The sequence below is a fragment of the Bacteroides fluxus YIT 12057 genome (genome assembly GCF_000195635.1).
In the GTDB taxonomy this organism is placed as follows: domain Bacteria; phylum Bacteroidota; class Bacteroidia; order Bacteroidales; family Bacteroidaceae; genus Bacteroides; species Bacteroides fluxus.
Genome location: NZ_GL882631.1, coordinates 1 through 24,085, shown reverse-complemented (window position 1 = coordinate 24,085; position 24,085 = coordinate 1). Strand labels below are relative to the sequence as shown.

Annotated in this window: 21 protein-coding genes; 9 read left to right on the top strand and 12 right to left on the bottom strand. The window is 46.0% G+C overall.

All coding sequences use genetic code 11. The features are described from left to right. Window positions 1-98: 98 nt before the first annotated feature. The gene (locus HMPREF9446_RS08605; protein ID WP_009125200.1) at window positions 99-1,793 is read right to left on the bottom strand and encodes a tetratricopeptide repeat protein; all 1,695 of its coding nucleotides are present in this window, start codon (window positions 1,791-1,793) and stop codon (window positions 99-101) included. Between the two features lie 137 nt (window positions 1,794-1,930). Next, the gene (xerD, locus tag HMPREF9446_RS08600; RefSeq protein WP_009125199.1) at window positions 1,931-2,884 is read right to left on the bottom strand and encodes a site-specific tyrosine recombinase XerD; all 954 of its coding nucleotides are present in this window, start codon (window positions 2,882-2,884) and stop codon (window positions 1,931-1,933) included. 138 nt (window positions 2,885-3,022) lie between these two features. Here xerD and aroQ point away from each other — a divergent pair, with 138 nt between their 5' ends. From aroQ to HMPREF9446_RS08575, 5 genes are all read left to right on the top strand, one after another. Beyond that, window positions 3,023-3,439: a type II 3-dehydroquinate dehydratase gene (gene aroQ, locus HMPREF9446_RS08595; protein ID WP_009125198.1), complete on the top strand. Its 417-nt coding sequence runs from the start codon at window positions 3,023-3,025 to the stop codon at window positions 3,437-3,439. A 96-nt stretch (window positions 3,440-3,535) separates the two neighbouring features. Next, complete coding sequence (pyk, locus tag HMPREF9446_RS08590) at window positions 3,536-4,993, top strand: pyruvate kinase (RefSeq protein ID WP_009125197.1); 1,458 nt, start codon at window positions 3,536-3,538, stop codon at window positions 4,991-4,993. A gap of 22 nt (window positions 4,994-5,015) precedes the next feature. Then, window positions 5,016-5,645 carry an O-methyltransferase gene (locus HMPREF9446_RS08585; protein WP_009125196.1) on the top strand — a complete coding sequence of 210 codons (630 nt, stop codon included), beginning with the start codon at window positions 5,016-5,018 and terminating at the stop codon, window positions 5,643-5,645. A 60-nt stretch (window positions 5,646-5,705) separates the two neighbouring features. Beyond that, complete coding sequence (gene rbfA, locus HMPREF9446_RS08580; RefSeq protein ID WP_009125195.1) at window positions 5,706-6,038, top strand: 30S ribosome-binding factor RbfA; 333 nt, start codon at window positions 5,706-5,708, stop codon at window positions 6,036-6,038. A gap of 18 nt (window positions 6,039-6,056) precedes the next feature. Further along, on the top strand, window positions 6,057-7,286 hold the full coding sequence (locus HMPREF9446_RS08575; protein WP_009125194.1) for an FtsX-like permease family protein: 1,230 nt from the start codon (window positions 6,057-6,059) through the stop codon (window positions 7,284-7,286). 229 nt (window positions 7,287-7,515) lie between these two features. On the opposite strand, the gene HMPREF9446_RS08570 is transcribed toward HMPREF9446_RS08575, so the two are convergent. Next, window positions 7,516-10,035 carry a YfhO family protein gene (locus tag HMPREF9446_RS08570; RefSeq protein ID WP_009125193.1) on the bottom strand — a complete coding sequence of 840 codons (2,520 nt, stop codon included), beginning with the start codon at window positions 10,033-10,035 and terminating at the stop codon, window positions 7,516-7,518. A 150-nt stretch (window positions 10,036-10,185) separates the two neighbouring features. Here HMPREF9446_RS08570 and HMPREF9446_RS08565 point away from each other — a divergent pair, with 150 nt between their 5' ends. Both HMPREF9446_RS08565 and HMPREF9446_RS08560 read left to right on the top strand, forming a co-directional pair. Next, window positions 10,186-10,893 carry a 5'-methylthioadenosine/adenosylhomocysteine nucleosidase gene (locus HMPREF9446_RS08565; protein ID WP_009125192.1) on the top strand — a complete coding sequence of 236 codons (708 nt, stop codon included), beginning with the start codon at window positions 10,186-10,188 and terminating at the stop codon, window positions 10,891-10,893. Between the two features lie 26 nt (window positions 10,894-10,919). After that, window positions 10,920-11,405 (top strand): S-ribosylhomocysteine lyase, encoded by a 486-nt coding sequence (locus HMPREF9446_RS08560; RefSeq protein WP_009125191.1) that lies wholly within the window; start codon window positions 10,920-10,922, stop codon window positions 11,403-11,405. Window positions 11,406-11,558: 153 nt separating this feature from the next. On the opposite strand, the gene HMPREF9446_RS08555 is transcribed toward HMPREF9446_RS08560, so the two are convergent. From HMPREF9446_RS08555 to HMPREF9446_RS18685, 8 genes are all read right to left on the bottom strand, one after another. Further along, window positions 11,559-13,205 (bottom strand): AMP-binding protein, encoded by a 1,647-nt coding sequence (locus tag HMPREF9446_RS08555; RefSeq protein WP_009125190.1) that lies wholly within the window; start codon window positions 13,203-13,205, stop codon window positions 11,559-11,561. Between the two features lie 95 nt (window positions 13,206-13,300). Further along, window positions 13,301-13,876: a helix-turn-helix domain-containing protein gene (locus tag HMPREF9446_RS08550; RefSeq protein WP_009125189.1), complete on the bottom strand. Its 576-nt coding sequence runs from the start codon at window positions 13,874-13,876 to the stop codon at window positions 13,301-13,303. A gap of 142 nt (window positions 13,877-14,018) precedes the next feature. Then, the gene (locus HMPREF9446_RS08545) at window positions 14,019-14,501 is read right to left on the bottom strand and encodes a hypothetical protein (protein WP_009125188.1); all 483 of its coding nucleotides are present in this window, start codon (window positions 14,499-14,501) and stop codon (window positions 14,019-14,021) included. Window positions 14,502-14,520: 19 nt separating this feature from the next. Beyond that, window positions 14,521-16,725 carry a peptidase domain-containing ABC transporter gene (locus HMPREF9446_RS08540; protein ID WP_009125187.1) on the bottom strand — a complete coding sequence of 735 codons (2,205 nt, stop codon included), beginning with the start codon at window positions 16,723-16,725 and terminating at the stop codon, window positions 14,521-14,523. Between the two features lie 274 nt (window positions 16,726-16,999). Next, the gene (locus tag HMPREF9446_RS08535) at window positions 17,000-19,363 is read right to left on the bottom strand and encodes an outer membrane beta-barrel protein (protein ID WP_009125185.1); all 2,364 of its coding nucleotides are present in this window, start codon (window positions 19,361-19,363) and stop codon (window positions 17,000-17,002) included. Window positions 19,364-19,409: 46 nt separating this feature from the next. After that, window positions 19,410-20,684 (bottom strand): radical SAM/SPASM domain-containing protein, encoded by a 1,275-nt coding sequence (locus HMPREF9446_RS08530; RefSeq protein WP_039968830.1) that lies wholly within the window; start codon window positions 20,682-20,684, stop codon window positions 19,410-19,412. Between the two features lie 142 nt (window positions 20,685-20,826). After that, window positions 20,827-21,039, bottom strand: coding sequence for a hypothetical protein (locus HMPREF9446_RS08525; RefSeq protein ID WP_009125183.1), 213 nt, complete (start codon window positions 21,037-21,039; stop codon window positions 20,827-20,829). 107 nt (window positions 21,040-21,146) lie between these two features. Further along, on the bottom strand, window positions 21,147-21,302 hold the full coding sequence (locus tag HMPREF9446_RS18685) for a bacteriocin (protein ID WP_009125182.1): 156 nt from the start codon (window positions 21,300-21,302) through the stop codon (window positions 21,147-21,149). 130 nt (window positions 21,303-21,432) lie between these two features. Between HMPREF9446_RS18685 and HMPREF9446_RS08520 the strand changes: the two genes are divergently transcribed. Together HMPREF9446_RS08520 and HMPREF9446_RS08515 are read left to right on the top strand one after the other, a co-directional pair. Next, complete coding sequence (locus HMPREF9446_RS08520; protein WP_009125181.1) at window positions 21,433-22,806, top strand: sensor histidine kinase; 1,374 nt, start codon at window positions 21,433-21,435, stop codon at window positions 22,804-22,806. An 18-nt stretch (window positions 22,807-22,824) separates the two neighbouring features. Continuing rightward, a complete protein-coding gene (locus HMPREF9446_RS08515; protein ID WP_009125180.1) occupies window positions 22,825-23,502 on the top strand; it encodes a response regulator transcription factor in 678 nt (225 codons plus the stop codon). Window positions 23,503-23,676: 174 nt separating this feature from the next. Here HMPREF9446_RS08515 and rpsO read toward each other — a convergent pair whose 3' ends face one another. Next, a complete protein-coding gene (gene rpsO, locus HMPREF9446_RS08510) occupies window positions 23,677-23,946 on the bottom strand; it encodes a 30S ribosomal protein S15 (protein ID WP_009125179.1) in 270 nt (89 codons plus the stop codon). Window positions 23,947-24,085 lie beyond the last annotated feature (139 nt).

The window sequence follows — 24,085 nt, the reverse complement described above, 5'->3', positions numbered from 1 at the left end:
TGATACGTTGCTGCGAAAGTACTTCTTTTTGGTGTGAATAAAAAAAAATGCCCGATATATTTCTATACCGGGCACTTCCTTTTCATTGATAACCTTTATTATTTGATGATATTCATAAAGTCTGCATTCGTGAAATACTTGGCGAATTCCAGATCGGAAGCAGCCTTTTTGGCCAAAGCCGGATCTTTGGCAACGGCAGCCTTCAGGCTACTTGTTACCATGGAAGTGTTGTTGGTTCTTGCACCCAATACAGCCATCAGATAATCTGTGTATGCATCCGGTTTCTCGATGCTTGCCAAAGTGTTCTTGGCTTTGTTGTAATCCTTAGCCAGGATTTGTGCCAGGGCGGCGCTATTGGTCTTGGTATCACCAAATGAGCTTACAGCCTTGTCGTATTGTCCTTGAGCTACATACAGGTTGCCCAAAGCTTCATTCAGCTCCTTGGAACCGGAAGCCTTGCTCAGATAAGTTTCGGCAGCAGCCTTGTCACCCTTGGTCAAAGCAATCAGGCCGAGGTTCATGTTGGCTTCGGGAGCGTCTTTGATGGAAACTGCTTTTTTGAAGTAGCTTTCTGCCTTGTCAAGGTTGCCTGCCTGGTAAGCCAGCTTACCTAAGTTATTGTAAGCACGGAAATCGTTCGGGTAGATTTGAGTGGCTTTGGTGTAGATCGCTTCTTGCTTGGCAGGATCAGTTGTCAAGGTTGCAGCGTACAGTAACTCTTCGATGTTCAGTTGCTTGGCATCAGTGGCGGCGAGGTTGGCGATTTCTTCGTCAGATTTGCCGATGATTTCATAGTTCAAAGTCAGGCGGGAACGGCGCAGCTGCGGCAGGATCTCGTCAGCCAAAGTCTTGTAAACAGAAGAGATGTTTTTGATTTCCTGTTCTCTTTGTTCTGGTTCAGAGTACATGGAAAGAACGCGGAGAATCAATTCTTTGTCCTGGATGTTTGATTTGGAAACCAGTTCCTGGAAGCCTTCCCAGTCTTCTGCGGTATAATTGACATCTACTGCTGCATCAATTTTGGCTTTCTTCAAGTCCTTGTCAATGATTTTGGCAGTATTGTTCTGACGGTTTTCAGCCAGTTTGGTGTTCAAGTCCATGCCACCGTCCGGAGAAGCGTAAGCAGACACTTCGATATTGCTGATTTTCTTGTTTACGGCACTGTTTACGTCCTTTACCTCGTTACCGAATTCTTTGGCGGTCTTCAGTTCGCTGGCACGTACGTTGGCTTGTTGAATCAAGAACATGATATTGGCATCGTGCTTTTCTTTGATGATGCGTTGGAAAGCGTCGTCACCGTTGGCGGGATTGGCGCTGCCCAATGTCTGGCCGATCATTTCGGAAGTAGAGATGACACCGTCGGCTACCTTTACGGCAGGAATGGTGACAGTCTTTTTGCCGATAGTTGCTTTGAATTCCAGATACAGTTCAGACTTGGCCATTTCGGGGACATAGTCAAAAGAAGTTTTCATGGTGTAGTTGCCGCCCATCTTGTAAGAGATAGTCTGGTCGTTGCCTTCTACTTTCTCTCCTTGGAATACAGCGGGTTGTCCCTTGGCTTCACCGCCATTCCATTTCAATACGGGAGTTACTTCTACTACGGCCTTCTTGTTAAAGTACTTTTCCGGGAATTTGCCGTTGATTGTGGCGGGAACTTTACCGCCTACGGCTTCAAGGACTTGAGGGGTTACAGTGAAATAATCTGATGACAATTCACCCATTTTGCTGCTGCATGATGTTAACAATGCAACTGCGAACGCCATTAACAAAGGCAGATACAATTTCTTAGTCATTTTCAGGTATAAATTAATTGTTTGTAATTGAAATTTGTCTATTCCATTTTTTGTGTACTATCCCTTGGGGACATAGTTTCGCAAAGATATTAATTCTCCCTATAGATTGTTAACCGGAACTACAGATTTATTATAATTTAATGAATTTCTCGCTCTTTGCGGTATTTTATGTTCCGGGGATGGTGCTCGATGATTTCACTTCTCAACATGTTACGGTCAATATGCGTGTAAATTTCTGTTGTTGCGATGGACTCATGTCCCAGCATGCATTGTATGGCGCGCAGGTTTGCGCCGCCTTCCAGCAAGTGGGTGGCAAAAGAATGGCGGAAGGTGTGCGGACTGATATTTTTGGTGATTCCCGCCTTTTCTGCGAGTTCCTTGATGAGGTGGAATATCATGATGCGTGAGATACCGTTGCCCCATCGCGCCAAGAATACATAATCTTCGAAGTCTTTCTTGATTTTCCACTTTTCGTTACGGTCTGCAAACCAGTTCTTGATTTCCTTGATGGCGCGGGGAGAGATAGGCACGAGCCGTTGTTTGCTGCCTTTTCCTTCTACCTTGATAAAACCTTCGTCGAAATATAAATCGGAGATTTTGAGGTTACATAATTCTGATACGCGTAAGCCGCAACTGTACAAGGTCTCAAGAATGGCCCGGTTACGCTGTCCCTCGTTGGTGCTCAGGTCAACGGTGGAAATGATTTTGTCTATCTCCTCGACTGTCAGCACTTCCGGCAGCTTGAATCCTATTTTGGGGCCTTCGAGCAATTCGCTGGGGTCGCCTTCCAGATAATCGGCGAGGACAAGAAAATGGAAGAAGGACTTGATGCCCGATAATATGCGTGCCTGTGACCTTGGATGGATACCGATGTCATGCAGTCCGGCTGTAAAACGTTGCAGGTCGTCCAGGGTAACGGCAAGGATGTCTATCTTTTCAGCCTCCAGAAAGCGCAGCAGTTTTTCCAAATCAGTCCGGTAAGCATCCAGCGTATTGGGTGAAAGCGATTTCTCCAATTTCAGATATTGGTTATACTTCCTGATTATCAATGCCTGCTTCTCCTTATTCGTTGCTTTTTCTTCTGATTCCATTTCTTTTTTCTACCTTTGCCCCGCGAAAGTAGGCTGCGCCCCAGCAGAGTGCAAATAAATTTGCTTCTGTATCCGGCTTGCACTATCTTTGCAACCTGATTGGGTGTTTTCTGGAACAAAGGTATAAAAAAATGTGTTATGAGGATACAAATAATTAACGGCCCCAATATAAATCTGTTGGGTAAACGTGAACCTTCTATTTATGGCAGCGTTACTTTTGAAGACTATCTTGCCGGACTTTGTAAAGAATATGCGGATGTAGATATTGACTATTTCCAGTCTAATGTCGAAGGAGAGCTGATAGACAAGATACAGCAAGTAGGTTTTGATGTGGACGGCATTATTTTGAATGCGGGTGCTTACACGCACACATCCATTGCTCTGCAAGATGCGATCCGTTCGGTCACTTCTCCGGTGATTGAGGTGCATATCTCTAATGTACATGCCCGCGAGTCGTTCCGGCATATTTCCATGATTGCGTGCGCTTGTAAAGGGGTGATCTGCGGTTTCGGGTTGAACTCCTACCGCTTGGCGCTGGAAGCGCTGAAAGAATGAAAAAGAATTGTGAATGAAGAATTGTGAAGTATGGATTATGGAACGCCGCGAGGTCATTCATAATTCAAAACTCATAATTCATAATTAAATAAGATTATGTTATTGAAACAAACGAAAATCGTTGCTACCATTTCGGACCAACGCTGTGATGTGGACTTTATCAAAGAGTTGTTCAACGCCGGTCTGAACGTGGTGCGTATGAATACAGCGCATTTGGGGCGTGAAGGAGCCGAGAAACTGATCAACAATGTCCGTACAGTATCCAACCGTATTGCTATCCTGATGGATACCAAAGGACCTGAAGTACGTACGACCGTACTTGCCGAACCTATCCCTTTTAAAGTAGGAGACCGTGTGAAAGTAGTGGGTGATCCCGACCGGGAAACGACCCGTGAGTGTATTGCTGTTTCCTATCCCAACTTTGTACACGATTTGAATATAGACGGCCATATCCTGATTGATGACGGTGACCTGGAACTGGTTGTCATCGAAAAGTGTCCCGACTACCTGCTTTGCGAAGTTCAGAACGAAGCGACGCTGGGCAGCCGTAAAAGCGTAAACGTGCCGGGTGTACGCATCAACTTGCCTTCTTTGACAGAGAAGGACCGTACAAATATTCTTTATGCAATTGAAAAGGATATCGACTTTATTGCCCACTCTTTTGTACGCAATAAGCAGGATATCCTCGACATAAAGGCCATTTTGGATGCTCATGACAGTGATATCCGTATCATTGCCAAAATTGAGAACCAGGAAGGTGTTGACAACATCGATGAAATCCTTGAAGTGGCCGACGGTGTGATGGTGGCCCGTGGAGACTTGGGCATTGAGGTGCCGCAGGAACGCATCCCGGGTATCCAGCGTTTGCTGATCCGCAAGTGTATCCTCGCCAAGAAGCCGGTAATTGTGGCCACTCAAATGCTGCATACCATGATTTCCAATCCGCGTCCTACCCGTGCGGAGGTGACGGATATTGCCAATGCCATTTACTATCGTACGGATGCTTTGATGCTGAGTGGCGAGACCGCATACGGTAAATACCCGGTAGAAGCCGTCAAGACAATGACCAAGGTGGCTGCCCAGGCTGAGAAAGACAAGATGTCGGACAACGACATCCGCATTCCGCTGGACGAGAACAGCAATGACGTAACCGCTTTCCTTGCCAAGCAGGCGGTAAAGGCTACTTCCAAACTGAAAATCCGTGCCATCATTACCGATAGTTATAGTGGACGCACCGCCCGCAACCTTGCCGCTTTCCGTGGAAAGTATCCGGTACTTGCCATCTGCTATAAGGAAAAGACCATGCGTCACCTTGCCCTTTCATACGGTGTAGAGGCCATTTACATGCCCGAACTTGCCAATGGACAGGAGTATTATTTCGCTGCCCTGCGCCGCCTGCTGAAGGAAGGCCGTTTGCAACCCACCGACATGGTAGGCTATTTGAGTAGCGGCAAGGCCGGCACACAGACGTCTTTCCTTGAAATCAACGTGGTGGAAGATGCCTTGAAGCATGCTACTGAGAGTGTACTTCCCAACAGCAACAGATATTTGTAATAATGAGGCTCGTTCATTTGCCATGTCAATAGACGAATATATCCTGCAGCACATTGATGAAGAAGGCGAGTATCTGAAAGCCCTTTATCGTGACACGCATTTCAAATTGCTTTATCCCCGTATGGCGTCCGGCCATTTGCAGGGGCGCATGCTTAAGATGTTTGTCAGGATGATACGTCCCCGGCAGATATTGGAAATAGGTACGTATAGCGGTTATTCTGCCTTGTGCATGGCCGAAGGCTTGCCGGACGGGGGAATGCTGCATACGTTCGAAATCAATGACGAGCAGGAAGACTTTACTCGTCCATGGTTGGAAAACTCGGCATATTCGGATAAGATCAAGTTGTATATAGGCGATGCTTTGGACTTGGTTCCCAAGCTTGGCCTGGCTTTCGACCTTGCTTTCATTGATGGCGACAAGCGTAAATATATCGATTATTATGAGATGGTTTTGAACTGCCTTTCCGACGGAGGGTATATCATAGCTGACAATACCCTGTGGGATGGGCATGTGCTTGAAGAGCATCCTCATGGTAAAGACCTGCAAACGATCGGCATCAAAGCTTTCAACGATCTCGTCGCGCGGGACAAGCGGGTGGAAAAAGTGATTCTTCCCTTGCGTGACGGATTGACGATTATAAAAAAGCTGTAAACGTAGCAGTCAAGTGATATATTTACGTAACTTTGTCATTAAAATAAAGAAATAGAATTTATGGAAACAACCCGTCAGAATAAAATAGCCCGCTTGCTTCAGAAGGAATTGAGCGAAATCTTTCTGTTACAAGCCAAGTCCATGCCGGGAGTGCTGGTTTCGGTCAGTGCCGTGCGCATCAGTCCCGATATGAGTGTGGCACGTGCTTATCTCAGTATTTTCCCTTCGGAGAAGGGCGAGGAGATGATAAAGAATATTAATGCCAACATGAAGTCTGTCCGCTACGAGTTGGGGACCCGTGTGCGGCATCAGCTCCGTATCGTTCCCGAACTGAAGTTCTTTGTGGACGATTCGTTGGACTATCTTGAAAAGATAGATGAATTGCTGAAATAAAATAGATGAATCGCTGAAGTGAACCTTCCTTTCTACATAGCCAGGCGCTACCTCTTCTCCAAGAAGAAGCATAATGCCATTAATGTCATTTCCGGCATTTCGGTGTGCGGGGTAGCGTTGGCCACATTGGCGTTGGTATGTACGCTCTCTGTGTTCAATGGCTTTCAGGACATGGTGGCCGGTTTCTTTACGGCTTTCGATCCGGAATTGAAGATCACCGTCCGTGAAGGAAAGGTGTTTTCTCCCGGCGGGAGTGCCTTTGAGGAGGTGAGGGCCTTGCCGGAGATAGAGGTCTGGACCGAGACGCTGGAAGAGAATGCCATGGTGCAGTACAAGGACCGCCAGGCCATGGCGGTGATCAAGGGTGTGGATGAAAACTTCGAGCAATTGACCTCCATTGACAGCCTGTTGTATGGTACCGGAAAATTTATCCTGCATGACGAAGCGGTCGACTACGGTATTCTAGGCGTGGAGCTGATATCCGAATTGGGCACGGGCATTCAGTTTGTCGATCCCCTCCAAGTGTATGCCCCCAAGCGTAATGTGCGGGTAAACATGGCCAATCCTTCCGCTTCTTTCAACCGTGATTATCTTTTTTCACCGGGTGCGGTGTTTATCGTGAATCAGCAGAAGTATGATGCGAACTATATCCTCACTTCCCTTGATTTTGCCCGCCGTTTGTTCAACTATGACACGGAAGTGTCCGCTATTGAGCTGAAATTGAAACCGGATGCCAGTCCGGATGCTGTACAGAAGAAGATTTCCCGCATCTTGGGGAATGGGTTTTCGGTACAGAACCGCTATGAACAGCAGGCCGACGTGTTCCGCATCATGGAGATAGAGAAACTCATCTCCTATCTTTTCCTTACTTTCATTCTTGCCATCTCTTGTTTTAATGTGATAGGCTCCCTGTCCATGCTTATTCTCGATAAGCGCGAAGATGTGGACACTTTGCGGAATCTCGGTGCGGACGACAGGCTGATTGCCCGCGTATTCCTCTTCGAAGGCCGCTTGATATCCGTGTTCGGTGCGCTTGCCGGTATCCTTTCGGGATTGTTGCTCTGCTTTCTTCAGCAGCGTTTCGGCATTATAACTTTGGGTGCCGGAGGCAGTTTCGTAGTCGATGCCTATCCGGTCAGTGTACACTTCACGGATGTGTTGCTGGTCTTTATAACGGTGATAGCTGTTGGTTTTCTTTCTGTATGGTATCCTGTACATTACCTTACCCGCAGATTACTGAAAAGGTAATTCGTCGGTAAAATCTTCCTTTCTGTAGATTTGATTTTTTATCCATTCCCACATCCCCTATCTTTGTACAAGAATCACATAATCCGGGTATAGAAAAGACTCTCTCTAAATAGCGTTTTTTCATGTATTATTGACTGTGGCCGTTTTTGCCCGTGAGGGCAGAAACGGCATTTTCACATCTGTTTCTCTCACAGCTGGCTGATGATTCGGTTACACATAGCCTGCAAGATTATTGCAGTGTTGTCCTCATCCGCTTTTGGGCTATCAGCACTATGGCTATGACACCGATCACCAATAGTGCCAGCGCACCGTAGGCGATTCCTTCTGTTACATGGAGGCTTGTCGGGTCGAAGCGCATTTCGATGGTATGCTTGCCGGCGGGAACGTACATGGTGCGCAGGATATAGTCGGCACGGGCAATCTTTGCCGGTTTTCCGTCGATGGTTACCTGCCATCCGTCCGGATAATAGATTTCGGAGAATACGGCAATGCCGTCTTTGGCATTTTCCGTCTCGTAAACCAGACGGTTCGGCTCGTAGCTTGTCAGGCGGATGGTAGAGAGACTGTCCTGATAACCTGCGGTCGCTCCTTTCAGGACATCCTTGAAACGTGCATCGACTACGGCCGTCTCGGTAGGAAGAATGCTGTTCAAGGCTTCAATCTCCTGGTTGGCATTATCCACATATTGCACTTTGTCCACAAACCAGGCATTACCGTATGCATACGGGTTGAGGACGGGAACGGTCTGTCCCTGCTTTCCGGAAGGGAAAATGAAATATTTGGTATTCAGCATATTCAATACACGGAACTTAGCGGCATCCACACTGTCCATTTCACCGCCGGCAGCGGCAACGGCTCCGTAGGCGGCTTGCATCTCGGGTTTGATGTGATGGTCTATCATTTCCTGGTAGCGGCGCAGCTTGGCGGCGTGATACCCGCCTACGCTCTTATGCCAGTAGGCGGTGTTGTTTTCGTCGAACGTGGCGGCAGCAAAGTTCAGTACGCGGTAATCCAGGCTTTTGTCTTGCAGGATCAGTTCGTCGGTTGGGGTCTTGTTAAAGGTTTCCGTCTGGATGGAGCGGGGCACGAACTGGTCATCGTGAAGGTAACGTTTGTTGACAGTCCACATGTCTGCCAGACAAAGCACCGTAATTCCGGCAATGGTCAGTGATTGACGTAGTTTGCCTGCCATATAGAACCATAGCAATGCGCATCCGATACAGATAATGATGAAACTCCGCAATGCGTCTGCGCTGACAAGTGCCCCTCTCATCTCTCCTAAGTTGGCGAGAATGCCGGACAGTTCGCTGGCAGGTATCATCTTTCCGTCAACGGCATTTTGCAGCATTTGTGCTTCCTGTGCGGGTACAAAGCCCGAACTGAGGCTGCCCGGTGCCACAACAAGCAGCAAGGCCACACCTGCGGTCAGCGCAAGGCTGATGCCGAATGCCCGTTTGTTTTCTTTCCATACACCGGGTTCTTCCAAGATTCGCTTCAAGGCAAAGATTGCTAACAGGGGAATCGTGAACTCTGCTACGACAAGGATGGACGATACGGCGCGGAACTTGTTGTACATCGGCACGTAGTCAATGAAGAAGTCGGTCAGCGGCATGAAGTTTTTGCCCCATGCCAGGACGATGGAGAAGAAGGTGGCTCCCACTAATGCCCATTTCAGGGGGCCTTTCACGGTGAAGCATCCCAAGACGAAGAGAAACAGGACGAATGCGCCCACATAGACGGGGCCGGCTGTCCAGGGCTGGTCGCCGAAGTATTGCGGGAACGAGTTGTACAGGCTGCTGTACATCGGGTTGGCTTTTTCCATGGCGGTTTCGCTCTGGCTGAGGGGGGCAGAGGAGGAACCGCCCTTGAAGTTGGGCACAAGCAATGTCCATGTTTCGCCGATACCATAACTCCAGTTGGTAATGTAATCGCGGTCCAGTCCGCTGCTGGTTTGCTTGGCGGCATCTCCGGTCTGGACCAGTTCACTCTTGCCGCGCATGGTTTCTTTGCTGTATGTATAGGTATGGTACAGGTTCGACAGGTTGGCTGCCACGCCGATGAGGGCTGCCACCACCAGTACGGCGCTTGCCTTGAAGAACTGCGGTAATGTCTTGTTCCGCCACGCGCTTTCAAAATAGGCCCCTACGAAGAAGAGGATGACGAACAGGAAGTAGTAGGACATCTGCACGTGGTTTGATGTAACCTGCAGGGCAATGAAGATGGCGGTGACGATGCCTCCCGCCAGCAGTTTTCCCCGATAAGCCAGGACAATACCGGCCAGGGTAGGCGGTACGTAGGCCAAGGTGATGAATTTCCAGATGTGTCCGGCGGATATCAGTATGAAGAAGTAGGACGAGAACGCCCACATGATTCCTCCTAATCCGGCCAGCCACACCGGTATGCCGAATGCCCGCAGCAGTATGTAGAAGCCCAGCATCAGTATGAAGGTCAGGCAGACATAGTTGGGCAGAAACAGCTGATATGCTTTTTGTACCCATTGCAATGGTTTGGCCGAGTCGTAGGACGGCGCTATCTGGTATGTCGGCATACCGCCGAAGATGGAGTTGGTCCATCGGGTGCGTTCACCGGTTTGCTCGTAGTACTCTTTGGCTTCTTGTCCGGCACCTGCTCCGGCTGCCATGTCGTGCTGGAACAGGATACGGTTCTCTATGTCCGCCGGGAAAAAGTAGGCGAAAGAAATCAGAATGAATGCCAGGATGGCAATCAAATCGGGAAGAATCTTCTTCATGAATTATGAATTATAAATTTATGAATGATGAATTATGGGGACAAAGATAGTGAAATGCAGATTGTTATTGTCTTGTTATCGGTAGAAATGTTGTACCTTTGCTCTCCTGAAGAATTAAAAATCATAAATTGTAAATCATAAATCTGTAAAATGACGATAGGCATTATCAGTGCGATGGACAGTGAACACCGCCAGCTGGCGGGGCGTTTGCAGGAGAAGAGAGAGAGGGATGACGGTGGTTTCCGTTATGTGGAAGGTGTGTTGGGTGCCAACCGGGTGATACTTACACAATGCGGCATCGGAAAGGTAAGTGCAGCGGTAGGAACTACGGAGTTGATACGGCGTTTTTCTCCGGATTGTATCATCAGCACCGGTGTGGCAGGCGGCATTGACGCTTGCCTGAAGGTGACGGACGTAGTGGTGAGCGAACGGCTGGTTTACCATGATGTCTGGTGTGGGGATGGTAACGAGTACGGACAGGTACAGGGGTTTCCTGCCGCCTATGAAGGATGCCCTTCCTTGCTGAAGCATGCTTTGTCGTTGAACGATGCCGGACTGGAAAGCCGTATCCATAGCGGGCTGATCTGTACCGGCGATCAGTTTATTACCGACCGGACCGAACTGGATGCCATCAAACAGCGTTTCCCTGCCGGCCTTGCCGTCGATATGGAGTCCGCTGCCATTGCGCAGACCTGCTATCTCTACGGCATTCCTTGTCTGAGTTTCCGTATCATCAGTGATACGCCGGGTGTGGAAGACCATTCCGCCCAATATGCTGATTTCTGGGGAATAATGGCGGAACGTTCATTTCTTACGACATGGACCTTCCTTTCCACCTTGCCGGAGTCGATAAATTAATTTTTAAAACAATCAAACTATAGATCATGAAGAAGATTCCCAGTTTTACAATTGACCACATCCGCCTGTCGCGCGGTATTTACGTATCACGTAAGGATGAAGTGAACGGAGAAGTTATCACCACTTTTGATATTCGCATGAAAGAGCCCAACCGTGAACCGGCTTTGGGACAAGGTGCTCTGCATACCATCGAACACCTGGCTGCCACTTATCTGCGCAATGAACCGCAGTGGCAGGACAAGATCATTTATTGGGGGCCTATGGGGTGCCTTACCGGTAACTATCTGCTGATGAAAGGTGACCTGCAGCCGCAGGATATCGTTTCCCTGATGCAGGACACTTTCCGTTTCGTGGCCGAGTATGAAGGGGAGGTTCCCGGTGCCGCTCCGCAAGACTGCGGCAATTACCTGCTTCACGACCTGCCTATGGCAAAATGGGAATCTGCCAAATATCTGCATGAGGTATTGGAGCAGATGAAAGAGGAGAATATGAAGTATCCGGAAAAGGAGTGAAGTTTAACGAAGGTGTATCAATGCTGATGGAAGAACGCAAATTACACAAGTTACGCAAAGAAACGGACCGGACAATCGCTGATTATCAATAGTCATTAAAAGGTATGGTTTGTGTAATTCGTGTAATTTGTGTTCCGAGCCTTTATTGGGGCTTTATATAATTTCGATTCCCTGTTCCTTGCAAAGTTGCAATCCCAGGTCCTTCAGTTTGAATTTCTGAATCTTTCCGCTTCCGGTCATGGGGAATTCCTTGATGAAGAAAATGTATTTGGGAATCTTGTAGCGTGATATTTTACCGATGCAGAAGTCGCGCACATCCGACTCGTGCATATCCACTCCTTCATGCAGGATGATGAAAGCGCCTACGGCTTCACCGTATTTCTTGGAAGGAATACCGGCTACCTGGACATCTTTTACCCCCTCAAGCTTATAAAGGAATTCTTCAATTTCACGGGGATAGATATTTTCTCCGCCACGGATAATCATGTCCTTGATGCGTCCTGTGATACGGTAATTGCCGTCCTCATCCTTTATGCCCAAATCACCGGAATGCAAAAAGCCGTTTTTGTCTATCACTTCGGCAGTGGCCTGCGGATTTTTATAGTATCCTTTCATGGTATTGTATCCGCGGTTACACATTTCACCCTGTACTCCATCAGGACATTCTTCTCCGGTTTCCGGATCGATGACTTTCACTTCCGTATATTCGAAATCACGTCCCACTGTATTGCAGCGCACATCAAACGGGTCGTCTATGCGGGTGGCGGTCATGCCGGGGGAGGCTTCGGTCAGACCGTAAACACTGGTGACTTTCATGTACATCTTCTCTTCTACCTGTTTCATCAGTTCCACGGGGCAGAGAGAACCTGCCATGATGCCGGTGCGCAGGCTGGACATGTCGAACATTTCGAACATCGGGTGGTTCAGCTCGGCTATGAACATGGTAGGCACGCCGTAGAGTGCCGTACAGCGCTCTTTGTGGATGGAGGCCAATACGACCAGTGGGTCGAAACGCTCTACCATCACCTCTGTACAACCGTGTGTCAGGCAGTTCATGGTAGCGAGTACCACACCGAAACAGTGGAACAGCGGCACGCAGACACATAGCTTGTCATCGGCGGTGAACTTCATGTGTTCACCCGTCAGATAACCGTTGTTGGTAATGTTATGGTGTGTCAGCATTACCCCCTTGGGGAATCCTGTAGTACCGGAGGTGTATTGCATGTTTGCCACGTCGTGGCAGGTCACCTGGCTTTTGAGCTCATCCAGGCGGCTGTCTTCCACGTTGTCGCCCAAGAGCAGTATTTCGGCTGTATTGTACATGCCCCGATGCTTCTCCTGTCCCACATAAATGACATTTTTCATATAAGGGAAGCGTTCGCTTTTCAGATGTCCGCGTTCGCAGGTCTTGAGTTCCGGAAGCATGGTGTAAGTCATCTGTACGAAGTCACTGTCTTTCTCGCCGTTGACGATGCACAAAGTATGCATGTCCGAGTTTTCGCACAAATATTCCAGTTCGGCTTGTTTATAGTTTGTGTTTACCGTTACATAGACGGCACCTATCTTGGCGCAGGCATAAAGAAGAGTCAGCCAGTCGGGCACGTTTGCGGCCCAGATGCCGACGTGTGTTCCCCGTTTCACTCCGATGGCGATAAGTCCTTTTGCCATGTCGTCCACCCGGTGGTTGAACTGGCTCCATGTAAAGCGGAGATTACGGTCCGAGTAAACAATGTATTCTTTGTCAGGTGTAGTTTCTGCCCAATGTTCCAGCCATTGGCCGAGCGTTCTTTCGTATAACATGATGTTTGGGAATTTTGAATTTTGGATTTTGAATGATGAATTGCTGCGCTATCATACCGCAGGGTCATTCATCATTCAAAATTCAAAACTCACAATTAAATGGGTGTATAAATCACTGCAAGTATTTTTGCTGCCTGTCCCTCGTAGGCGTGTACATGGTGCGGAACGATGGAGTCGTAGTAAATGCTGTCTCCTTCTTCAAGCAGATAGGTGTGTTTACCGTAGCTGATTTCCATTACACCTTCCATAACCATGATGAATTCCTCTCCTTCGTGTGAAGAGAGAACAAAGTCCGTATCATCCGTAGGAGACACGTCGATGATGAACGGTTCCATGTGACGGTCGGCCTTGGACTTGGAGAGGGAATGATATTCCATGTGCTTGCGGCTATGGATGGCGTTGTTGGAGAAGCTGATGCTGTCTTGCGCTTCTTTCTTGCGGCATACCACCGGCCCCATCTCATCCTGGTCGTCCAGGAAAGTACCGAGGCGCACGCCTAATACACGGGCTATTTTAATCAGTGGAGCCAATGACGGAAGATCTATATTGTTCTCGATACGTTCAATCTGCTCGATGGCGAGTCCTGAACGTTGCGCCAACTCTTCCATGCTGATGGATTGGCTTTCGCGGAGTGACTTGATTTTTTCTCCTACAATCTTACTTGTATCCATAATGATAGTGTTTTCAGTCTAAAGGTTATAATTTATAGCTGTTAAACCGCAAAAATAAGATAAACTTTGAGTTGGTGCAACAATATGAAGGTAAAAAGTTGAATGTTGGTATTACCGGCTGTCAGTCATTCGGGCTACTCGGCTACTTTCCTAACATATATTGAAGGATACTCTTGTCCGAGATTGTAATCGTGGCGACGCCTTGCATATTCCATTTTACATCATACTTAAAGGGAACTTTCAGAGTAAGATATGCACGAAAATAATTAGTACCGTTCCGGCTGATGAGGCTGTCTTCTACCGCTTCAATTACCCCACTGTTGTAGCCATATCTTTGGGCGGTGAATCCCTCCATTTCCACGATAATATCTGTACCGTCTTCTATCCGGTTGATGAAGCGGTAGGGGATATAAGCTTCCGCTTGAATATGCTGCCTATCTTTGTATGTCACGATAATCCCGGTGCGTATGTTTTCGGGATAGGGAATGATTGCGGCTGCAATGAAAAGGACGAAGAGCAGGAAGGCAATATAGACAGTGCCACCTGTAGCCAACTCGGGAGGTACTCTGCCGATGATATTCCGTACTTTCTCGCTGCGCAGTTCTATGTTGTCATATTCAGTCATAACTTATTCTCCTATGCTTTTAGTTTCCTAATTCCAGCTGATTTTTTACTAAGTTGTAGTAAGCGCCTTGTTTCCGGATGAGCGAGGCGTGATCTCCTGTTTCTACAATGCGCCCTTTGTCCATGACGATAATCTGGTCAGCATCCTTCACCGTGCTGAGGCGGTGTGCCACTACGACTACGGTACGTCCCAAGTAGAAGTCATGCAGGTTTTCCACGATGACACGTTCATTTTCGGCATCAAGCGCATTGGTGGCTTCGTCCAGGAATATGTATTGCGGATTCTTGTAGATGGCGCGTGCTATGAGAATACGCTGTTTCTGCCCTTGGCTCAAGCCTACGCCGTCCGGTCCTATTTGTGTGCTGTACTTCAGCGGCATTCTTTCGACGAATGTCTTGACATTGGCCAGTTCTACGGCACGCTTCAAACGGTCGAAGCTCATCTCCCCGTCATCCACGGCTATGTTTTGGCCGATGTTTTCAGAGAAGATAACCCCGTCTTGCATCACTACTCCGCACTGGCGGCGCCACCACTTCAAGTCAAAATGGTCGAGGTTGGTATTTCCTATCTTGACCTCGCCCTGCGGCACGGGGTAATACCCCAACATCAGTTTCAGTAGTGTGGTTTTTCCGCTGCCGGATGCACCTACTATGGCGGTGGTCTTTCCATAGGGAATGGTGAAGTTTATCCCCTCCAATGTCCACTGCGGGTTATGCGGGTCGTATTTGAAGCTGACATTCTCGAATTTCAGGTCCTTGTCCTCTTTGTTAAGAACTGTCAGTCGCCGTTCCGGGCTTTCTTCATTCCTTATGTTGTGAATTTCGTTGATACGTTCCAGGCTTATCTTGACATCCTGCAAGGAATAGAGGAACTTCATCAACTGTTCTACGGGGCTGTTGAGCTGCCCGATGATGTATTGCACGGCAAGCATCATACCCAGTGTCATGCTGCCTTGTATCACGGCTGCGGCCGCCACTACGGTGATGACGATATTCTTTGCTTCATTGATGAAGATGCTCCCCGCCTCCTGCTGCTGTTGCAGTTTCAAACTTTTCATCTGCACGTCGAAGAGATCGGCTTGCACATCTTCCCACTCCCACCGGCGGCGTTGTTCACAATCCTGTAGCTTGATTTCTTGCATGGAGGTGATGAATTGGTAGGTCTTGGTGTTGTTCACGGCCTGTTTCTCGAACAGTTCGTAGTCCAATACTTTGCGGCGGCTTAGGAACATGGCTATCCACCCCCCGTAGAGGATACTGCCACCGAGGAAAAGGACGAATATCAGCCAGTCATAGAAGAACAGGACGATGCCGAATACGACAAAACTCAGCAGGGAGAACATCACCGAGAGAGTCTGTGTGGTAAGGAACTGTTCCACACGCTTATGGTCGGCCATACGTTGCAGCAGGTCGCCCATCAGTTTGGTATCGAAGAAGGACATGGGCAGCTTCAGCAGTTTGATGAAGAAATCCGATACCAGCGAGATGTTGATGCGCATGCTGATGTGCAGCAACAACCATCGACGTATGAAATCGACGGTGGTCCGACTGATGGTGAGCACCAACTGGCCTAAAAGTATCAGCCAGATGAGCGTCAGATTCTGGTGGGTGATGCCGACATCGACGATGGCCTGGGTGAGGAAAGGCATTGCCAACTGAATGAGGCAGCCCACGATCAGTCCGAGAAGAATCTGTCCGAAATACTTCTTGTGTTGTTTGATGTAGCCGAAGAGGAAACTGAAGGAACGTTGTCCTTTATGTTCCTCTGCCACATCGTTCAGACTCTCGAATGCCGGAGTAGGGTTGAGGAACATGGCTACCCCTTTTTCTTCGCCTTTGGATTGGGTGCTGAGCCAACCGTCCTTGAATTCTTTTTCGGTATATTCCACTCGTCCTTTGCCGGGGTCGGCAACGTAATAACGGCAGCCTTTCCGGGTTTTCTTTACTTTGTAGAGTATCACGAAGTGGTTTTGGTTCCAATACACGATGCAGGGCAGTTGCACTTTGCCCAATTGATCGGTGGTGGCACGTCCGCAGACGGTGTGCAGCTCCAGCTTCTCTGCCGCCTGGCTGATGCCGAGCATGGAGACCCCCTCATTGGTGGCGAAACATAGCTCGGAGAGACGGGCAAGGGTGTATTCCTTGCCGTAGTACTTGCATATCATTTGCAGGCAGGCAATGCCGCACTGCATGGCGTCGTGCTGTATGTAAAGAGGAAATTTCATATCATTCAAGCCTCATTAAATGTTCCTTTATCCGTATCTTTGTTTTGTATCTTCCGCTTTATCTAATGGGATATATACATTACAGTTGCCGGAGAAAGATTTGTCGTTCCATATTTCCGGTATTTCTTTCAGATTGTTTTTTTTTGTTTTATAGCCTAGAGATTCAACCACAAAATGATATTTCTTTGTATGGTCGTAGAGCCTTATATTATAGTTACCATGTAGTCCACATACTGTGAAATATTTTAATTCATTTGGCTTGTTATAATCATATTTATTGTTCTGCTGAAGATTTGTCGAACGAGCTGCCTTTTATAATGGAAATATTCTTTATTTTCTTTCCTGTATTGAAGCGGTAAGTGACTCCGACGATAAACTCGGTCTTGGGATTTCTGTTCAGTGCATAAGAAGTGAGTATATTAGGCGAGACAGTCGTTATGCGGCTGGCAGGAGTAAATAGGTTGTGGACCTGTAAGTTGATTAAAAGCTTTCCTTTTAAGAAGGATTTATCCATGCCAATGTCTATACCATAATTTTCTTGGTATTTGTAATCCGCATATTTCCTCCTGCTGAAATAGTTGCCGGATAAAGTGCCACCCCAAGTAGGGGTGAACCGGAGGTTTAGTATTGCGTTTGCTGTGTAGAACCATTGTTTGAAAGTATTGTTCCCGAAGTTTGCGTCTTCGTAGTTCAGCCGTCCGTTTAGGCGGATATGGTATGATTTTCGAATGGGAATCGTGTAGTCCACGTGCAATGTGTGCAAGTAATCATTGCCTGCATTGACGGGTTGCGTGTAAGTAGTCATATCGTTGTCGTTATCTTTGAAGGTCAGTACTCTGATTAAATCTTTGCCGGCTTTAAATGAATAGATAATATTCAGGTGGGCATTATGACTATAAGTCAGTTCGGCGAGATGAAACAGCTCATGGTCTATGTTAGGGTTGCCAATGGCATAACTGTTGTCTGAATAGATGATGCGGGCCGGAGAGTAATAGCCGAAATTGGGCAGTGAGTGATAATGACGGTAAGACAAGCTCAGCATTCGCTTCTTCTTCTCTTGCAGTAGATAGGAAAGTGTGAAAGTTGGATATATTCCTTGGTAATTCTTTTTAATTGTGGCATTTCCTTCCGCATGATATCGAAGCACATCTTTTTGATAACGCAAACCGGCGCTTGTCCACCATTTTTTATGGAATGGCAGGCTGTAATTGAGGTATGCGGCATAGTCGTTTCCCCGCATTTTGTAGTTCTTTCCACTGTTGGGCACGATGTCCCATTGTCCGCTGGCATTGGATAAAAAGGCAATGTCATTATCGTCATCAAGATAAGTGTACGCCAGCCCCGATGCCAGTGTACCTTTGTTGGCAAATCGATAAACGATTTTGGGCTCTATCTGCGTCACCTTTGTGACACTGTTGTTTGATTCTGTTTCCCGATATGACAGCTTCTCTTTAGAGTAGTCATATATTCCGTTTGTCGATGCTTTCCGATAGGAGTACGTACCCTTGATTTGAAAATAACTGCCTCTCTTGTCTATCCGATTCCGATAACTTGCCGTGGCGTCCAGTTTGTTGTATTTTCTTTTGCCGTTGCCATTCATGACTGCACTGAGGGGCTTTTCTCCCTCCACAAATAGGTTGTTTGCAGATTCTTTGAACAAACTGTCATTGAGTTGCTGGACGGACAAGTCTATTCCAATTTGCTGCCTTTCGTTTATGTTGTATTGCAAATCGAAAATGTCGGCCCATGCGAGTCGGGTACGGGTGCGTGAATAATACTTGCCGCTCGTGGAATTGCCATTGTTGTGGAGAGTTGTCTTTTCCGTGTTTTGGGGATGATAATTCCCAAATCCCCCCATCACCATATTGTAAATGCTCCAACGACCTTTCCTGTATTGGAATGTGTTGTTTAGCATTTCCGTCTTCAAACCTTTGCTGTCCGTAATGAGGCGATTGCCGAACATGACGATGCTTCCTCCCTCTTGTGTCTTGCGGGTTTCTATCTTGAGGATACCGCCGTTTGCCGACAGCCTGTATTCGGCATTTGCTACCGGAATGATTTCTATGTTTTTGATTGTTTCCGCATCTAACATTTGTAGTTCCTGTGAGTTCTTTACCTCTCTGCCATTGATATATACAATGGTTCCTTCCCGTCCGTTGATGGAGATTTGGTTGTTATGTACATTGACTCCGGGTAGAAAATTCAGAGTGTTCATGGCGCTTTTCCCTTTGGATAGCTGGCTATTTTGCATGTTGACGATAAATCCATTGCCTTTTCGCTGCACTCTGTCTGCCTTGATTTCCACTTCGGCCAATGTCTGGGCATCTTCCTGCAGCTTGATGGTGTCTATGGCGAGATGTTGTTCTACTTTGATTTTTAAAGTCTTTGTCTGGTATCCTAAGAACTGACAGGAAAGGATATATTTCCCTTGTGGAATATTTGTGAGAGTAAATCTTCCGTTGCTTTCGCTTGTGCAGCCATTCCGGATTTTTTGTTTGTTTATCTCCCAAAGTGCTATTGTGGCAAACTCTATGGGGTTATCGGCAGAGTCCGAGACAACTCCTGTTATGTTGAATTGTTGTGCAGCCAGGCTGGAAATATAAAAAAACAGAAGGCAGGCTAAATGTATTCTTTTCATTGTTCCTTAGGATTTATTTGTTGAATTTCATGCTTTTCCGGAGAATTCATCTCAGCCGGTTCACTAACGTATGTACTTTGTTTTTCACGTTTGATTCAATAAACTCTTTCCTGCATGCCACCTGCATTCCTTCTATCCTTTTTTGGATGCATGCGGATTTGCAGGATGGTAACAATTCGCATTTTAAGCATATCTCATTTTCAAAGGCAGATGGGGTGGCGTAGTATTTATAATATAGTGGAGTAGGAATGAAAACTCCATCGGCGCTGATATGCCCGATAGAGAAACGTTTGTCGTTGAAATCTCTGGCGGTGCATTTATATACGTTCATGTCATAGTTGATGACATATTGTTGCATGTTTTCCGCATAGCATGAAAGGGCAGAATGCGTATGTGCACAGAAACTGTCTTTTATAATGTACCCGGCGGCTTTGAATAGTTTTTCTTTCTGGCATATAAGCTTTATTTCTTTCTCCATTTCATGCTTCTGTTGCCATACCACTTGCATGGATATGGTTATTAGTGGCCGGATCTCTTTTGGAAATGTTTCGATGATGTCATCAATTGTACTTATATTTTCTTTTGTATAGTTTAACCTTAAGGTCAGGCTCGGCCTTTTGATTCCTGCACACAAGAGTTCGATGTTTCTGCAAATGCGGTCGTAAGAATTTCTGTCTTTCTCCATAAAGCGTGTCTTGTTGTGAAATTCTTTTGCTCCGTCTAATGTTATCTGAAATGTATTTAATTCTATTTCATTGAATAAAGTTATCATGTCGGGAGTGATGTAATAACCGTTGGTCGTGATGATGTTTTTGAACGAGATGCCGTTTTGCTCGCATGCTTTTTTGATCTCTTTGGATATTGTGTAAACGTGTTTTTTAAAGCACATCAAAGGCTCTCCTCCAAACCAGTCTATGATGAACTGCCGGGGGCGTTGCTGCTCTATGATATTCTTTGCAAAGGCAATGGTTGTTGCTATGTTTTCTTGTGTCATGACTTTTTTCTCATGACTCTCATAGCAATACCAGCAATTAAAGTTGCAGTTCATTGTTGGCATTATGGTCATTCTGACTGCTTGGTTGGCATAGCGGGCCTTTTTATTCATTGCCACTATCAGATCCGATTCTTCTACAGATGTGTCGCAAATTAGTGCCATTTTTCTCAATTGTTCTATGGTGTCGGTTTCAATTTGTGCTATATCGGATTGGCGCAAACTTTCAAAAAGATTCTTATCTACTTGAATTAGGGCAGAAGACAGTTGGTGATAGATGTAAAATTTGTCATCTTGCATGTGATATATGTTGTAACGGCTGCTTTTCATATACTTTTTTTATGGTAGGTGATTGTTTGTTGTTCCTTATGTTTGGGCGAAACGGTTTTATATGTTATTTGGTAGGACTAAAAGGTGATTCCCTATCATAATTAATGATAGGGAATCACCTTTTCCGGCAAGGCTTGAATGCTTAATGGATACTGACGTCCTTGTCTTGTTCCTTGATGCTGGAATCGCTATCGCAATTGCATCCTAAGCTTTCATTACTGTTGTCGCCTGTTCCGGAGCAACTGCAGAACCAAGCATCATTGTCGTTTGCAAGCAGATTGCTTCCACCTTTGATGCCCTGTGACTGTTCTTCATTGAAAACTTCGCCTTCTGATAAAATGTTTAAAATTTTCATTTTTATATAAATGTTGAGTTAATCCTACTCATAAGCTTTTCTGCATCCGCTCCTATGTTTAGACAGAATAGGGCTGTACTATTTAAATAGATTCACCGGTTTCTCTTTTAAGGGTTTGATGGAGGAGGAGGGATACTTCCCAAATCGCGAGACCCAATCCAAATCCATCCTTCAGAAGTAAGAATCCATTTTCCTTTATTTTCTCCACCTTTAATTTGTGACATCTCTTTTGTAGATAGTTTTTCTATTCTTTTTGTATTCATTACTTATGTTTATTAGGTTCACTGCAAAGTACGGGATTTTACTTGGTAGCCTTTAAAACAAAAAAATAATCTTTTTATAATAAGATATGTATTGCTTTGATTATATTTGTAGATAGTTTTGATTATATCTATGAAGAAATCCTATTATATAGCAATTGTTGCAATTATTGCAATCGTTTGTTTGCAAGCTGGTTATGTACTTAGTTTATATAATAATTATGTGGATGAAAAGAGGCTTGCAATAGATGAGTACTTACATATAGTTATAGATAAGGAATTGCATCTACGACAACTTTTGAGGGATGGATTAAAGCCCCAAGAAACACGAAGCTTGATTATTAAGCGTGCTTCGGAAATGACTCCTCAGGAATTGGATAGTTTAGGCTTTATGGAAGCTGATTCTATAAATCTTGATGCGGCAAAAAAGGCGGGAGTTGCAGATACTGGGGCAGAAGCTTTTATGCAATTATCCCAAGACTGGATTTGTGAAGATGGTTTTCCTTTAAATTTGCAGAAACTCGATAGTATTTTCAAATGTGAAGTGAAAGATAAGCTTTTGTATTATGAGATTGATTTGCTGGATAGTAATAAAAGAATAGTAGAAAAAATAGATAGACTGAATGGCGAAACACCAGATTGCTCTTCCGAATTATACCCAATAGGGACCAAGGGATTACAATATGTACAGTTAAAGGCGCATATTTCTATTTCAACCTTTATTAAAAATGAGATATGGATATTAGTTTTGTCTGCATGCTTCATGGTAATGGCTATGCTTTGCTTGTTTTTCCAATTAACGGAAATCCGTCGTAAAACAATCTTGCTTCGTAAGCGCGAAGATACCATTAACGGCACAGTACATGACTTGAAAACCCCGCTGAATAGTGTAGTGGCGACTTTAGGATGGCTTAAATCTGCTGAAACGAATGTATCAAAGAAGAGAGCGGTGGAAATCAGTCAAGCGGAGGTGAAGCATCTGGTATGCAATATAGAATCTCTTCTGGTGACGGTACGCAAGGATAGGAAACGGCTTGTTTTGAAGAAAGAAGATATTGACATCCTGCATCTGGCAGAGATTGTGAAAAGTAATATGGATGTGCTCTATTCTGCCAAGCCGCACAGCATAGAGATTGTGAGTGAATTGCCGGAGGGGGTGAAAATCTTTGCCGACGGCATGTATATAGAGAATGTCATCAGAAACTTGGTAGAGAATGCTTTGAAGTATTCGGATGACGGGGTAGCTGTTAAAGTTACTCTATCCGTAACAGGCCGTATATTGCAGGTATCTGTGCAGGACAACGGATGGGGCATTGCCCCGGCATATCAGAAGAAGTTGTTTCAGCAGTTCTATCAAGTTCCTCGTGGTGAAGAACGGATTCGGAAAGGTTATGGCATAGGTTTGGCGCAATCGAAATACATCATCGACGAACACGGAGGAAAGATTGCCGTGAAGAGTGCCGAAGGAGAAGGTAGCGTGTTCGCTTTTACTATACCTCTTGTATAATAAATAAAAACGCAGGTTATGGATAAAATCAAAGTATTGTTTGTAGATGATGATATGGTGTTGGGGAATATCGTTACTTTGGCATTGGAAGATTCGGGATATGAAGTGCATTATCAGACTTCGTTGGCGGGTATCAAAATGGTAGTGAAAGAGATGCAGCCGGATATCATGGTGCTGGATGTAGAGATAGGTGCGAAGAACGGGATTGAAGTTGTGCCCGAATTGAAGGCGATTGTGCCGGAAACTCCAGTCTTGATTGTTTCATCACATGTGGAAAGCGAGAATGTGATGAAGGCATTGGAAGCCGGTGCTGTAACCTACTTGAAGAAGCCTTTCGAGATTGTGGAACTACTGGCGTATATCCAGCGGTTTGTAAAGACGTTCCGTGTAAAGGGACTTGAAGTAGGTAGGCTTCATCTCAAGGCAGAAGAGAGCCTGTTGATGAAAGGTGATGAAACGGTGCGGAAACTGAGTACCCTTGAATGTAAGCTGCTGAAGATGTTGGCGCTGAACTTGAACAGGACAGTCACCCGTGAACAGATTGAACTGGAATTGTGGGGAGACTATGTTACGGAGAGCAGTGAGCAAAGCCTGAACAACTATATAGCCAAACTCCGGAAGTATCTGGTAGAAGACAAACGGCTTGAACTGGCGACTATTCCGAAAGTGGGGTATAAGCTGTCGGACGGAGAATAAATGTAGGATTATCTACGACTCCTTTGCCCCCTCCGTAAGGTATATTGTAAGCTACGCCGAAGTAGAGCAAGTGGGAATAGACACAAGTCTTTGTTGGTTCCTGCCGCACACAAAAGAAGCGGGAAGTTTTCGAAAGAAAACTTCCCGCTTCTTAATGCGTTTGTCGCAAGTAGATTACTTACGCAAGCCGAGTTCTTTGATGATGGCACGGTAGCGGTTGATGTCGCGGTCGTACAGGTAGTTCAGCAACGCACGGCGTTTACCTACCAACATAGTCAAAGCTCTTTCAGTACTATAATCCTTTCTGTTGAGCTTAAGGTGCTCAGTCAGATGAGCAATACGGTAGGAAAACAAAGCTATCTGAGCCTCTGCTGAGCCAGTATCAGTGTTAGACTTTCCGTATTTGCCGAAGATTTCTTGCTTTTTAGCAGCGTCTAAATACATAATGTTTAATTAAAAATGGTTATAAATATTCCCTTTCGGGGCTGCAAAGATAGGTATTATCTTTTATACCGCAATGATATTCAGCAAAAAAAATCATATCTATGCCACGGCTCTTTCATTTAAGCTTTGAATTAGATCC

What these genes read in the sequence shown, in the direction of transcription:
- HMPREF9446_RS08515 (WP_009125180.1), top strand. Translation starts at nt 22,825, where the DNA reads ATGGATAAAATCAAAGTATTGTTTGTAGATGATGATATGGTGTTGGGG.
- HMPREF9446_RS08565 (WP_009125192.1), top strand. Translation starts at nt 10,186, where the DNA reads ATGACGATAGGCATTATCAGTGCGATGGACAGTGAACACCGCCAGCTG.
- HMPREF9446_RS08560 (WP_009125191.1), top strand. Translation starts at nt 10,920, where the DNA reads ATGAAGAAGATTCCCAGTTTTACAATTGACCACATCCGCCTGTCGCGC.
- HMPREF9446_RS08520 (WP_009125181.1), top strand. Translation starts at nt 21,433, where the DNA reads ATGAAGAAATCCTATTATATAGCAATTGTTGCAATTATTGCAATCGTT.
- HMPREF9446_RS08540 (WP_009125187.1), bottom strand. Translation starts at nt 16,725, where the DNA reads ATGAAATTTCCTCTTTACATACAGCACGACGCCATGCAGTGCGGCATT.
- pyk (WP_009125197.1), top strand. Translation starts at nt 3,536, where the DNA reads ATGTTATTGAAACAAACGAAAATCGTTGCTACCATTTCGGACCAACGC.
- HMPREF9446_RS08605 (WP_009125200.1), bottom strand. Translation starts at nt 1,793, where the DNA reads ATGACTAAGAAATTGTATCTGCCTTTGTTAATGGCGTTCGCAGTTGCA.
- rpsO (WP_009125179.1), bottom strand. Translation starts at nt 23,946, where the DNA reads ATGTATTTAGACGCTGCTAAAAAGCAAGAAATCTTCGGCAAATACGGA.
- HMPREF9446_RS08555 (WP_009125190.1), bottom strand. Translation starts at nt 13,205, where the DNA reads ATGTTATACGAAAGAACGCTCGGCCAATGGCTGGAACATTGGGCAGAA.
- HMPREF9446_RS08585 (WP_009125196.1), top strand. Translation starts at nt 5,016, where the DNA reads ATGTCAATAGACGAATATATCCTGCAGCACATTGATGAAGAAGGCGAG.
- HMPREF9446_RS08530 (WP_039968830.1), bottom strand. Translation starts at nt 20,684, where the DNA reads ATGAAAAGCAGCCGTTACAACATATATCACATGCAAGATGACAAATTT.
- HMPREF9446_RS18685 (WP_009125182.1), bottom strand. Translation starts at nt 21,302, where the DNA reads ATGAATACAAAAAGAATAGAAAAACTATCTACAAAAGAGATGTCACAA.
- HMPREF9446_RS08570 (WP_009125193.1), bottom strand. Translation starts at nt 10,035, where the DNA reads ATGAAGAAGATTCTTCCCGATTTGATTGCCATCCTGGCATTCATTCTG.
- rbfA (WP_009125195.1), top strand. Translation starts at nt 5,706, where the DNA reads ATGGAAACAACCCGTCAGAATAAAATAGCCCGCTTGCTTCAGAAGGAA.
- HMPREF9446_RS08535 (WP_009125185.1), bottom strand. Translation starts at nt 19,363, where the DNA reads ATGAAAAGAATACATTTAGCCTGCCTTCTGTTTTTTTATATTTCCAGC.
- xerD (WP_009125199.1), bottom strand. Translation starts at nt 2,884, where the DNA reads ATGGAATCAGAAGAAAAAGCAACGAATAAGGAGAAGCAGGCATTGATA.
- HMPREF9446_RS08545 (WP_009125188.1), bottom strand. Translation starts at nt 14,501, where the DNA reads ATGACTGAATATGACAACATAGAACTGCGCAGCGAGAAAGTACGGAAT.
- HMPREF9446_RS08525 (WP_009125183.1), bottom strand. Translation starts at nt 21,039, where the DNA reads ATGAAAATTTTAAACATTTTATCAGAAGGCGAAGTTTTCAATGAAGAA.
- aroQ (WP_009125198.1), top strand. Translation starts at nt 3,023, where the DNA reads ATGAGGATACAAATAATTAACGGCCCCAATATAAATCTGTTGGGTAAA.
- HMPREF9446_RS08550 (WP_009125189.1), bottom strand. Translation starts at nt 13,876, where the DNA reads ATGGATACAAGTAAGATTGTAGGAGAAAAAATCAAGTCACTCCGCGAA.